We start from the raw sequence: 13,131 nt of genomic DNA on the forward strand, positions 1-13,131 counted from the left end.
GTATTTTCTCCTTCCGCCTTAGGTTAACATTTCGTTAAAAATTAGTAACATTGTGCTTTATTTTAAAATTGACGAAACAACACAAGAAATATTTGAATCTAGGGATTAAGCTCTTAATAGTAGGGCTTGCTACTTGGTTTATTTATTCTAAGGTCAGTAATCAAAAGAATCTTCTAGAATTTCAACATCTTATAAATGGTGTGCAGCCTCGAATTGTTCGTGTGGTGCTTGCTGCAGTTATACTGTTGATGTTGTTAAATTGGGGAGTGGAGATTATTAAATGGAAATTTCTTAGTAAAAAAATAGAAGAAATAAGTTGGTGGAAGGCTCTTTGTTCTGTTTTTTGTGGTTTGACTTGGGCTATTTTCACTCCAAACAGAATAGGTGAATATGGTGGGCGTGTTCTATTGCTGAAAACGGAAAATCGGGCGTCTGGAGCCGTTGCAATGGGGGTTGGGTTATTTGCGCAACTTGTTCTTACAAGCTTTTTTGGAGCATTAAGTATAGCTTGGTTCGTTTCTGAATTTTTGCCCACACCTCATACTGTCGAGTTTGGAATTTGGCTTTTGGCGATTATATACGCATTGATATTTTTGATATTTTATTTTAACGTTCAATGGGTTGACTATTTAGTGAGAAAATTTTCTTTTTTTGAACGCATAAGGCCTTTCTTTTCGATCCTAGAGGATTTTACGTCGTTAGAATTATTCAAAGTACTTCTTTTGTCTTTGGCGAGATTTTTAATTTTCACATCGCAGTATATCTTGTTGATGGTTATTTTTATTCCTGAAATGCCTTTCACGTCAATGGTTTTCATGATATTTATCCTATTCTTTATCCAATCAGCTGTTCCCTCGTTAGATATTTTTGATTTCAGTGTTCGTAGCTTCGTTGCAAGTAACTTATACAGTTATATCACTACGCAAGAGATAGCTGTTATGGCTATTGTATCTTGCATTTGGTTCGTTAATCTTATTTTGCCCGCAATTATTGGTTCTCTATTTGTCTTTAATGTAAATTATGTCGGTAGTAACAAGTCTTAATGTGTTTTTGATTTTGATGACCCTTTTGTACGTTGCTGTCGTGCTTTATATGCGTCGAGGCTGGTCTCAAATTTCTCTGTTCGCAAATCTAAAAACAGAATTAAAAACCACCGTATCTATACTGATTGCCGCAAGAAACGAAGAGGATAATATTAGGCGTACATTGGATTGTATTATTTCGCAAGATTTTCCTGCAGAGTTGTTAGAGGTAATTGTGGTGGATGACCATTCAACAGATCGTACAGCTGATATTGTAAGGACCTATGCCGATAGAGGAGTTAAATTGATCCAGCTTAACGAAGGAGATCAATTGAATTCATACAAAAAACTAGCGATTACAAAGGCGATTTCAATTGCAAAAGGAGAAATTATAGTGACCACGGATGCAGATTGTAGAATGGGAAATATGTGGTTAAGACATGTAGTGAGCTGTTTCGAAGAGACTGGGGCTTTTTTGGTATCATCACCTGTCGCTTACAGTGAGGAAAAAAGTTACTTTGAACGGATGCAATCACTTGAGTTTTTGTATCTGATTGGCTTAGGGGCTGCGGGTATTGGAAATAAGAATCCAACTACATGTAATGGCGCAAATCTAGCATATCGTAAAGATATCTTTTATGAGATGAAGGGGTTCACGGGAATAGATAATTTGGCATCTGGTGACGATGAATTGTTTCTGCATAAAGTAGCTGAAAGATACGCTGATAAAATAATGTTTTGTAAAGCAAAGGATGCAATTGTATATACAGACGCAAAACCTACTTTAGCGTCTTTTATCAGTCAGAGAAAAAGATGGGCGTCGAAAAGTACAAAATACAAAGATAGGCGCGTGGTATGGTTAGGTGTAAGTATTTGGCTTTTTAATTTAGCATTATTGGCTGGATTTCTTGTTTTTCTTCTTGATCTTCCCGAAGTGCATTGGTTTTTTTTAGTAGCATTGACTATAAAGATCCTTGCGGAATACCTTTTTATATATCCACTATGTTCCTTTGTTGGCCGGCCATCTCTGTCATGGAATCTTCCTATGCTTTCCATTACTCATGTTATCTACCTCGTATATATAGGTGTTATGGGAAATGTAGGGAAGTATGATTGGAAAGGAAGGAAAGTCAAATAATTAACCTTCGACTTTGTCTTTTAAAATTTCTTCTGTTTTCTTAACAATAGCTTCTATATCTAGTCCTTTGGTCTCAATTGGATCGAGGACTTCCCAGCTCATGGAAGTAAAAGGTCTTAAAGGAAACAGACCATATTCTACCATACGATAAGAACCTTTGATTGCAATGGGGACAACGAGAGCCTCAGGGTTCTTTTTTAATAACGTCGCTATCCCTCCCACAGAGAAAGGTTTCATTTTTCCCGTTTTAGTTCTGGTTCCTTCGGGAAATATGAATGCAGACCAATTTTGGTTTTTCATATTATTTGCCAGTCTTAATATTTCAGATATTGACTGTTTAGCATCTTTACGGTCGATGTTTGCAGCTCCCCCATGAAGAAGATTAAAAGATATACTTGGTATGCCAGCTTTTGCAAGCTCAATTTTAGAGATAAACTTGCCATGGAATCGACGTAAAAAGTAAATCAGTGGTGGAATGTCGTAAGTACTTTGGTGGTTGGCAACAAAAATAATTGGTCTGCCAGTAGGGATATTGCTGTTGTCAATAAAACGCGTGCGATTAAATAAAGTATAGTTGCATGCAACTAAGAGTCCATTCAATATATCCACACTTTTTTTATGTGCAGTGTATCCTCCCAATTTCAAACAAATCCATTGAATAGGATGGAAAAGTAGTAGAGAAATTGAAAAGCAGATATAAAATATAGGTGTCAGAATAAATCCAAGAAGCTTTCTCATTTTTTGAAATTTTGCAAATATACTATTAATTCCTGTGAAAATAGGTGGGCTTCGTTGTGTACGCTATATCACATATTCATCTCGTTAAAAGTTGAAAGAAGTAAAATTTATTGAGGTGCTAAAAGTCTGTTTTGTGTAAGAAATATCCATTCGGGAAATTTTGGACATTAAATTGCTTTTAGTTCCTTGTATTTTTTGTTTTAGAATTCTCCTTATGAGGTTGTTGATATTTATTTTTTTTGTGTTTCAATCTAGTGCTAGTATTGCGCAATTATTGACATATGACTCAAGGTTGAATATCAACAGTAGTAAAAATAGGAAATTGCAGACTCCAGTTCCACCATATGACTACGACACACTTAATGTAGCTTTCTTTAATGATTTTGATCAAACAAGACTTGTTGGAACCTTATCTGTACCAAGAGGTCAGGGGCGGTTTCCTGCAGTAGTACTGGTGACCGGGAGTGGACCTCAGGATCGTGATGAGACGATAGAAGGGCATAAGCCCTTTAAAGTAATAGCAGATTATTTGACAAAAAGAGGAATCATCGTACTTCGTTATGACGAACGTGGAATTGGAGCCTCAAGTGGAAATTACATTAATAGTAACATCGGCGATTTTAGCAAGGATGTTATTTCTGCTGTAGATTTTATTAGAAAGCAGCACAAAGTAGCAGTATCGAAAATTGGAGTAATAGGACATAGTGAAGGAGGGCTTATTGCTGAACTTATTGCTGGTCAAGGTTCCTCTAGCATTAATTTTATCGGATCATTAGCCGGCCCAGCTATTTCCGTTGATTCCTTGTTACTCATACAGGCCTATGAAATAGGTAAAGTATCGGGAATGAACAACAAGGAATTAAGTGAGGCTAGGAACATTAATCGAAGAAACTTTTCGATTATAAAAGGTAATTTAAATACAGAGCAGGCATACAGAAAGATTTTAGCAAATATGTATCCTATAATACCTAATCCCACTGTCGAACAGCGGGACGAGTTCAAAATGATGCTCCTGCCTAGTTTCAGGTATTTCATGCGTATCGATCCGGTACCTTTTATTCGTAAGATTGATATACCTGTATTTGCTGCATTTGGAACAAAGGATGTGCAAGTGCCATTTGCTGCTAATTTGGAAAGCTTGACGGATAATTTACCTTCAAATCGTTCTCATTTTTTTAAGGTGTATGAAGGACTTAATCATCTGTTTCAACATGCATCAAGTGGTGCTGTGAGTGAATATGCTGAAATTGAAGAAACATTTGCTCCTGAAGTTTTGCTGGATCTAGCGACTTGGATCAATCAATTGAAATGAGAGCAGAAAAGTGGTTTTTTTCTGCTCTCATTTTACGCTATTTTAGGGTGTCATTCCTGAGACAGGAAGAATCTTTCCGTTAAAGTATTTATGTCCATTTTGTGCGAATTCAGCAATATATCTTCCCATTTCAAAGGCAAGTGTAGCGGCTTTGAAGTCAGGAAAGGCAGCCTCAAACATTTCAGTTTGAGAAGATCCTAAAGCTAAACAGTTCACTTGAATATTTTGAGGCTTTAATTCCTCTGCAAGACATTCTGTCAAGGTAGCTAAGGCCCCTTTACTGGAAGAGTAGGCCGAGAGTCCAGAAAATTTAGATGCTCCTTGAAATCCCCCCATACTGCCGATATTCACAATGTGTCCACCATTTTTCATTAAGGGGACTACATGTTTAATCATGCTTACATGTCCCAGTAGGTTTGTTTGAAATATCTGTGCAAAATCCTCTATGGAAGTCTCCATAAATGATTTGTTAATTAAGACTCCTGCATTGTTAATGAGGATATCTACACTTTCAAATTTGGATTGTATGAAAGGAATTAAAGAATCCGCGTAGTTATCATAAACGATATCGAATTGCGCAGGATATAACTTTCCGCCATCGGGATTTAAAGAGGTAGAAATTTCATGAAGTTTACGTAGTTTGTCAGCGGAGCGTGCCAATGCAATCACGTTGTTCTCTTTTTTCGCAGTTAAATCGAGTACGCTTTCAAAGCCTATGCCACTGCTTGCCCCAGTAATAATTATGTTTGCCATTAATTTATTCGTTTTCTAATTCTTTTTCAACTTCCGTCGCAGAGGGGAGTCTATCTGTTCCAAGCCTTTGAGGTCTAAATATATAATAAATTCCTGAGGCAGCCACCAATAGAGATATGCTATAAAAAATCAAGCTGATTAATACAGCTAGATGTTGATCCAATTGAAAATAATCTGCGCCGAAAGTCATCAGGTACTCTCGAAGTCCGACGCCACCTAATATAGAGGGGACAATAGCAACCAGAGATGATAATAAGAAAATTAAAAGATAAGGAGAAAATTTTCCATCAAAATTCATCGCATATAGTATGCAAATTGCGGCGAGGGTCTGAAATCCTTGGACTGCCAATGCCTTCATATGTGTGAACAGAAATCTCGAAAGAAATGGTCTAAAGAACAGTCTCAAGAAATAGAGATATGATGCCGTTCCTATTGCTAGTACAGTTAGTGTAACGGAGTTTGGAATAGCCAATCGAGGCATGAATATAATGAGCATTCCGGTGATAATTGAGAGTGCCCATAAACCGCTCAATCGATCAAAAAAAACAGCACTAAGGATTTTTCGTCCCTTTATTGGATGGTTTTTCTTTAAAAAATAAATTTTGTAGCCATCTCCTCCGATGCCCCCCGGAAGAAAAAAGTTGTAAAGAAGACCTAGCTGATATAACCTTAAATTGTATCGCTCTGTGAGATTTAACCCTATTACTTTTAAAAAACTATTCAGGCGAGATGATGCAATGATTTGTGACACCGCGTAAGACACTAATGCCAATAACAAGAAAAATGGATTGGCCTCACTCAATGCCTCTTGAAGTTCCTTAAACGAGATGTTTTTGCAAACCCAATACAATGCGCCAAAAGTGATGGCCACTTTGAAGATATTTTTTGTAATCGACCAATATTTATTTTTTTTCATGGAATGAACTTAATTGTGATGTGCCAATCAAAATTCTATTGAAAAATAAGTAGAATCCTAGTGTAGAATAAAATAAGATATGCACAAACGAAGAAACCTGTTAATACCAATAACCAATTGTATTCCATTTTATTATATTTATGTTTTAAAACAAAAACCAAAAGAATAACAAAACAAAGTAATAATAAAACAGGGGCAATAATAGCGATAGAAGTTGTGAAAGACAAGCTTTGAGCCATTGCCTCCGGCTTGGTAAAATACAAAATGATCGGAAGCGCGATCAAGATGATCGTGATTCTAACAATAGCTTTTGCTATTATTTTGCTTATGGTATGATTTTTGGATAAACTCATCAAGGCAAAGTTTTATATTTGCGAAGATACTCAAAATAGAAAACTAAATTTTACATTATGCGAAAACATATCTTATCGGTATTCACTCTGTTTACATTAGTGATGTTATTAGCTTCTTGCGGTGCTCAAAAAAAATCATCGAGTGGAGCTGTCTCAACTTCCTCATCTGTAGCTGTAGACGGTCCATCCGCAGCGCAATGGCGAAGTGGGTTAAAAGGTAAATGGGTCCTGAATTCTGTAGATAGAGAGGATATACCAGGGTCATATACCATAAAAAATATCTTTGACGAAGCCCCTGTTGATTGCTTTGTAGGTAGCGTATGGACGCTCCCAGGAGGAAATTACCGCGGTAGTATAGCCTTTAATGCCTCTGGAACTCTTTGCGCGGATGGAGCTGTGAGAACAATCGTTTGGTCTGTATACGACGTCAAAACCGATGACCAACATCCACAATTTCAATTTAAGAAAATTTATTCAGGTGAGAAAGCTGCGAATGTAACAAGTGGATATCGCCTAAACCTTTCTTATAGTGATGGTCAATCCTTAGTTATGCGTATGCCTATTCCTTTGGATAACGGTACAGGTAATTTGGTGTTCAATTTCACCAAAGTACAAGATTAGACATATTCATTTTAGCACAACAAAAAATAAAAAGAACCGTCAACAGCGGTTCTTTTTATTTTACATGCATAACATAAAAAAGATTAGAAAAACCTAAATATTTATAAATTTGTCATACTATTCGATAATATGGATGCACAAAGAAAAAAAATAGCTTTTGTTACGGGGATTACAGGGCAAGATGGAGCATATCTGGCTGAGTTTTTACTTAAGAAAGGCTATGTAGTACATGGTTTAAAAAGACGTTCGTCGTTATTTAATACCGATCGGATTGACCACTTGTACCAAGATCCGCATGTAAGTCACCGTAATTTTATATTACATTATGGCGATTTAACGGATTCGAGTAATCTTATTCGTATTATTCAAGAAATTCAACCTGATGAAATCTATAATTTAGCCGCCCAATCACACGTTAAGGTCAGTTTTGATACCCCTGAATACACAGCAAATGCCGATGGTATAGGGACATTGCGTATCCTTGACGCAGTTCGTCTGTTGGGTTTGGGGCAAAAGACCCGTATCTATCAAGCTTCAACCTCAGAATTATATGGTTTAGTACAAGAGGTTCCTCAGAGTGAGGCAACCCCTTTTTATCCCCGTAGTCCTTATGCTGTTGCAAAATTATATGGCTATTGGATTACGGTAAACTATAGAGAAGCTTATAATATGTTCGCTTGTAATGGTATTTTATTCAACCATGAAAGCCCGGTTCGAGGCGAAACTTTTGTGACAAGAAAAATCACTAGAGCAGTTGCCAAAATTGCCTTAGGTCTTCAAGACAAGTTGTTTTTAGGGAACCTATCAGCACAAAGGGATTGGGGGCATGCGAAAGATTATGTAGAAGCCATGTGGTTAATTTTACAGCAAGAAATTGCAGAGGATTTTGTGATTGCTACAGGGATAACAACTACCGTTCGCGATTTTGTACGTATGGCCTTTGCAGAGGTCGGTGTTGAGGTAGAATTTAGTGGAAAAGACGAATCCGAAAAAGGTGTAATTATAGATCTTGATGAGAAGATCCTGAAGAACTTAAATATACCTATAGAAAATATTAAGTTGGGACAGACGGTGGTTAAAGTAGACCCACAATATTTCCGACCTACTGAGGTAGATTTATTAATCGGAGATCCAACAAAAGCGAAAACGAAGCTAGGATGGGAACCTAAGTACAGTTTATCTATGCTTGTGAAAGATATGGTAGATAGTGATTTAAAGCTCATGCAAAAGGAAGAATATTTAAGAAAAGCGGGATTCTCCAGTTTGAATTATTTTGAGTAAAAAAATAATTTAGTGTTGTAACGTTAATTGGAACAATTTTTGTTACTTTAACACACTATTAACAATTGTGTTACGTTGCCCCCTTAGATGACTAAAATGTACAAGCAAGAAGATATAGAGAAGGTAGATCAGACTTTTATTTCGGAAAGAAAACATCAAGAAGAGGACCTCCCCAAAAAAAATAATTCTAAGATTTATTTTTTTATCATTGCTATAACAGCATTGCTTGCTACGAATGTTTATTTCTATGTAAAGTTTAAATCCTCCGGTGAAAAGCTCTACACTTTAGCTCTTCAAAAACAAGATCTACAAATAGAGATTGATAGAATAGAGGCGGAACTTGACAATTTAGTCGCATTAAAAAATGTGCAAGCGGTTGACGCTTCTTTGGAATCTTCAGAAGAACGTGCCCGTACATTGATAAGCGAACTCCGAACAAAGTTAGATAACAAAACAATTACAGAAGAAGATATCGTATTAGCAAAGACAGAGGTATCTCGTTTAAAAGAGGATGTATCGGGACTGAGAGTAAGTTTAAATGAGTTGAAAATTAAAAATGATCTTTTGCAAAAGGAAAACCAAGTTCTTTCTAATCAGGTATCTTCTACAGGAAGGAAGGTCAATGACTTATCCAAAGAGAATAATTCATTAAAAAATAAAGTTTCTGTTGCATCAGCATTAAAAGTCTCAAATGTTCAAGTCAATGGGGTTTCCATCTCTAAAAAAGGAATAGTGGAGACAGAAGCTAAGGCCAGGAGGGTGGATCAACTGCAGATTTTGTTTTCTGTTGCCGATAATTCATTAGCAAAAGGTGGAAACAAAGAAGTTTTCGTCCGTATCATTGATCCCTCTGGAAATCTGTTCGGAGACGCAAACAATATTTTCTATGTTCACGGTGAAAAATTACAATACACTTTTAAGGACATTATTAATTTTACCAATAAAGGTGAGGAATACCAATTTCTTTGGCCATTAGATAAATTTAAAAAGGGAGCGTATACTGTGTTGCTTTATAACGATAATGCTATCATGGGAAGAGCTGGTGTTGTATTGAAATAAAAAAACAAATACAGAATAGATCCTTCCATTAAGCAACGGTTCATTGATAGGTATATTTCCTTTGTTGTCCAATTAATGCTATTGTTTTCTTCATTCCTGGTAAGCTTCTAGCTTTCGTAGAAAATGTTGCTAACAAAAATCAAGCGTTAAATCTCTCAAGAATACCTAAGCATGTCCGAGTTCTCTATAAATTGGTAACGTGATAATAAAAGTCGTACCCATATTAGCTTTGGTTATGAACTCAATCTTTCCACCAATACCAGTCACAGTTTGTTTAACAAAAGCTAGGCCCAATCCTGTTCCAGAACTCTTTGTCGTAAAGTTAGGTTTGAAGATATTTGGAATCACTTCTTCCGATATTCCATAACCATTATCCTGTATCAAGATTTGAACGTTTAGATTATCTTTATAGCTTACCTCCACATTTATTCTTGTTTTCTTACGGCCTATACTTGCTTCGATAGCATTCTTAAACAAATTATTAAAGGATCGCAATAGTTGGTCCCGATCACCCAATATATGGATAGATTTGTCATTTGTTTCATTAATCAGAACAATAACCGTACTCGATGAACTATTGAATAGATTCATAACCTCTAGTATCTTCTCAATTAAATTGATTTTCACGAGATTCGTTTCTGGCAATTTTGCGAAAGCAGAAAATTCTGTGGCTATTTTCGATAAGCTATCTATTTGTTCTACGATTGAGGTAGAAATACGAAAGAAGCGTTCGGAAAATCTTTCATCGTTTTCGTTATACGACCGAACAAGTTGTTGTATCCCAAGTTTCATGGGGGTTAATGGATTTTTTATTTCATGAGCAACCTGTTTAGCCATCTCTCGCCAGGCTTTCTCCCTTTCTGCATCACGCAATTGTTTGGCACTCTCTTCCAATTTAACCAACATGTAGTTGTACTCTTTAATGAGCATACCAATCTCATCATTCCGTTCCCAATATAAAGGCTCATTGATCTTATTTGATAATTGAGTGTCGGCTAATTTCTGTCTCACGATGTCAAGGGGTTTTGTAATCTTACTTGATACCGCTACAGCAATAAAACCAAAAAGAATAATAATGAAAGTATAAATGTTTAATATAGTATTTAATAAAAGATTCTTGCTCGCAATAGCGTCTTTCTCCGTCGTATAATAGGGAATGTTCAAGTAAGCAACCGTCTTATATTCCTCATTTTTTATAGAAGCATAAGCTGCGGAAAACCTGAAGTTTGAAATGCGTTCTTGTTCGTATGCTTCCGATTTTCGTAATACAGCGAGCTTATTTAATGCATCAGGATTAATATACTCTGAGATCAGTTTCAGGTCAAAGATACGCGGCTGAGATGAATACAAAAGCTTACCAGCCTTATTGTACAGATTAAAATTAGTCATTGTGGCGGGGGACATTTCTTTCAAAGTTTGAACAATCCCTTGTTCGAAATCATCTTTTGAGCTCCCAACAGTACTCTCTATTTTTTTTGTTATCTCCGAAATTTCCTTAAGTCTGTTAGCCGTTGTAGACTCCTCGATCTGCATATTTATACTTATAAATGCAATTGCGCCGGAGATAAGAATTCCCAAAAGTACAGAGAGTATGACAAGCGTTTGAATGCGCGTACTATACTGAATATTATTAAAAAGTAGGCGGAAGTGATATCGTATTCTGTTCCAGTGAAAGGATCTATCCGTAACTGTTTTTATCAGATAATTAATAAGGTTGAAGAGACAAAAGAAAATCAGAAGTATAATGAATACAATAGATCCTAATGCCAAATAATCCCAAGGAGTCGCGTTTTGCTTGCTGAGAATGATCGTGGTGTAAGGATCGGGTTTGTAAGCTAGATGAAGAAAATCATCATTCTCACGAATATTTAAATATTCCTTTAATTGATTAGGAATTTTAAAATCATTTTCCGGATAGTTATAAGTTCCGTACTGTGTGACCAGATTATTCCCTTTATATAATGCATAAGAGTTGTTTTGAAAAGCATCAAATTGCCAAGGAGTAGTTTTATTGTCCGATAATATTTCGGGGTACGGAAGTAGTGTGCTGTACGATAAATTTTTTAAATTGAGGTAAATATGGTAAAATTTATCTGGATTTTGCTCGTAGGGAATAGTTAAGTGCGTAAAATACTCATGTGTACCTAATTCACTACGTAGGCGGTAAAAATTAGATGTAAACGGTATCTTTATTGCACTTTTAATTACTTTCTCTCTATACTCTGCAGCTTTATCCATTGAGTAGGATTCCAAAGGCTTTCCTTCATTATTATAATAATAAGCTTGAAATTCAAACTTAGAAAGATATCCGCTGAGATAGCGCGTTTTAATATAATCTGTTATATAGGGAATATCAGCAATAGAGTCATTTAAGTCGAGAAGACGTTCTAGTTTATAGTCATTATTTATGTTTTTTTCCAAGTCGATAAATAGGGATACAGCATTTACATCGTCCTCAGCAAGTAGGTGGGAGATGGACTGTTTCATTCCATCAATCTTTTTAATTCTATTATAAAAATTGTATGAGATTACTGATATACTCGAAAGAAGTAAAATTGTAGAGATAAAGATAGATAAGCGGTAGGGAATAGAGAAGTTGTATGTTTTATATGTTCTTAAAAATATTAAAACGCCAAAAAGGATGCAAAAAAACACATTAAAACCTATAATTGCTGTTAATATAAGTGCTGTTACTAAACAAATCAACTCAATATTTAAAATTAGCGTAATATCTTTAAGGAAATAACGAATCATCTGTATGATTCCATCCACATACAAAATAAGTGCGGTTATATTAAAGCAAAATAACAAGATGCATAACCACCCGTAGAGTCCTAAATTAAGAATCTTAGTAAAGTCAATTTCATAGGTGGGAGAATGTGTAAGCAGTGTTCCTAAAAAATAATACATCACATAGGTTAGGAAATAGATTGAACCTATACCTATAAGAGATGCGATTATACTATAAATTCTATTTTGGATATTAAAAGGAACCCGCAAATATTTTTGGACGAATTTGACAAAGCAGATAAACCAAAATATGCTTGCTGTTGTCATCAGATAGGACCATATATTAGGCAGAAATTCATTATAAGCATAATATTTGGCATCAAAAAGCTCCAAGCTAGAATGCACAGAGAGCCAGTTAGATTTTAAGTCGATATAACGTACGGCTATCAAAACAGCGAAAAAAACGATAACAGCAGTCCAAGCCTTACCATTTTTTGCAAAGTGTAAACAGATGCTATTGACAAAGATGATCAAACAAATGATTGCTGCAACCCAGCAGAAAAACTGTAAATTGATGTAGATATTATCTTTCTTACCATCAATAAGTTTTACAGAGAAAAGGTAGCCGTTGTCTTTACTATAAATGTTGCGAATATTTTTGTTATCGTTATACTGTGCTATTTCGATATTATTTACATCTATGGATGTCAAAAAATTATTCGTCAGATAGCTGTTCGTGTTTTCGAAATTTCGCTTGATGGGCACGGCCGCAACAATCGAAATCCCATTTTTCAAATCCTTTTTTTTAACCAAGAAAGAACGGTTTTCCGATTGGAGATAGGACGTTTTATTACGAAGCCCTAAGTCGGTTATTGGAACATAGATATTCGTTGACCAGTGGATAATTTGATTATCGCGGTAGATGTATAAGAAAATTGCATCCTTGGCGATGGCATCTGTAATATTGGCAACTTGAACAGGGTATTTATCTACATTTTGGAACGTTTTTATCATCAAGTTATCTTCGAAAATCGCATCAATTCGATCTTCAAACTCGTGAATTTTAATTGTCAATTTTCGTTCATCCAACTGAAGCATATCTTCTTCGGTAATGGTAAAATGAATCGTGATCGCTGTACCAACCAAGGATAGGGTTAAAATCAGAAGAAGAAATCGAATCTTTGTAAGCATCTAAGTCCCTTTACGTA

Annotated in this window: 10 protein-coding genes; 6 read left to right on the forward strand and 4 right to left on the reverse strand. The window is 35.7% G+C overall.

Translation table 11 applies throughout. The annotated features are described in order from the left end of the window. Nucleotides 1-68: 68 nt before the first annotated feature. Nucleotides 69-1,043, forward strand: coding sequence for a hypothetical protein (locus tag ACSZOX_RS14420; RefSeq protein WP_437920760.1), 975 nt, complete (start codon nucleotides 69-71; stop codon nucleotides 1,041-1,043). After that, on the forward strand, nucleotides 1,021-2,160 hold the full coding sequence (locus ACSZOX_RS14425; RefSeq protein ID WP_437920761.1) for a glycosyltransferase family 2 protein: 1,140 nt from the start codon (nucleotides 1,021-1,023) through the stop codon (nucleotides 2,158-2,160). The genes ACSZOX_RS14420 and ACSZOX_RS14425 overlap by 23 nt, the downstream gene beginning before the upstream one ends. Here ACSZOX_RS14425 and ACSZOX_RS14430 read toward each other — a convergent pair whose 3' ends face one another. Next, nucleotides 2,161-2,898 (reverse strand): lysophospholipid acyltransferase family protein, encoded by a 738-nt coding sequence (locus ACSZOX_RS14430; protein ID WP_437920762.1) that lies wholly within the window; start codon nucleotides 2,896-2,898, stop codon nucleotides 2,161-2,163. 214 nt (nucleotides 2,899-3,112) lie between these two features. On the opposite strand from ACSZOX_RS14430, the gene ACSZOX_RS14435 reads away from it, so the two are divergent. After that, the gene (locus ACSZOX_RS14435; protein WP_437920763.1) at nucleotides 3,113-4,210 is read left to right on the forward strand and encodes an alpha/beta hydrolase family protein; all 1,098 of its coding nucleotides are present in this window, start codon (nucleotides 3,113-3,115) and stop codon (nucleotides 4,208-4,210) included. 42 nt (nucleotides 4,211-4,252) lie between these two features. Here the strand turns inward: ACSZOX_RS14435 and ACSZOX_RS14440 are convergent, their stop codons facing one another. Both ACSZOX_RS14440 and ACSZOX_RS14445 read right to left on the reverse strand, forming a co-directional pair. Then, nucleotides 4,253-4,963, reverse strand: coding sequence for an SDR family NAD(P)-dependent oxidoreductase (locus ACSZOX_RS14440; RefSeq protein ID WP_437920764.1), 711 nt, complete (start codon nucleotides 4,961-4,963; stop codon nucleotides 4,253-4,255). 4 nt (nucleotides 4,964-4,967) lie between these two features. Further along, nucleotides 4,968-5,879 (reverse strand): lysylphosphatidylglycerol synthase transmembrane domain-containing protein, encoded by a 912-nt coding sequence (locus ACSZOX_RS14445; RefSeq protein ID WP_437920765.1) that lies wholly within the window; start codon nucleotides 5,877-5,879, stop codon nucleotides 4,968-4,970. 410 nt (nucleotides 5,880-6,289) lie between these two features. Between ACSZOX_RS14445 and ACSZOX_RS14450 the strand changes: the two genes are divergently transcribed. From ACSZOX_RS14450 to ACSZOX_RS14460, 3 genes are all read left to right on the forward strand, one after another. Next, complete coding sequence (locus tag ACSZOX_RS14450; protein WP_437920766.1) at nucleotides 6,290-6,853, forward strand: lipocalin family protein; 564 nt, start codon at nucleotides 6,290-6,292, stop codon at nucleotides 6,851-6,853. A 129-nt stretch (nucleotides 6,854-6,982) separates the two neighbouring features. After that, complete coding sequence (gene gmd, locus ACSZOX_RS14455) at nucleotides 6,983-8,134, forward strand: GDP-mannose 4,6-dehydratase (protein WP_437920767.1); 1,152 nt, start codon at nucleotides 6,983-6,985, stop codon at nucleotides 8,132-8,134. Nucleotides 8,135-8,230: 96 nt separating this feature from the next. Continuing rightward, nucleotides 8,231-9,193, forward strand: a complete 963-nt coding sequence (locus tag ACSZOX_RS14460; RefSeq protein WP_437920768.1) for a hypothetical protein — start codon at nucleotides 8,231-8,233, stop codon at nucleotides 9,191-9,193. A 165-nt stretch (nucleotides 9,194-9,358) separates the two neighbouring features. On the opposite strand, the gene ACSZOX_RS14465 is transcribed toward ACSZOX_RS14460, so the two are convergent. Next, nucleotides 9,359-13,114 carry an ATP-binding protein gene (locus ACSZOX_RS14465; protein WP_437920769.1) on the reverse strand — a complete coding sequence of 1,252 codons (3,756 nt, stop codon included), beginning with the start codon at nucleotides 13,112-13,114 and terminating at the stop codon, nucleotides 9,359-9,361. Nucleotides 13,115-13,131 lie beyond the last annotated feature (17 nt).

The sequence above is a fragment of the Sphingobacterium sp. LRF_L2 genome, from assembly GCF_965644235.1.
Classification (GTDB): domain Bacteria; phylum Bacteroidota; class Bacteroidia; order Sphingobacteriales; family Sphingobacteriaceae; genus Sphingobacterium.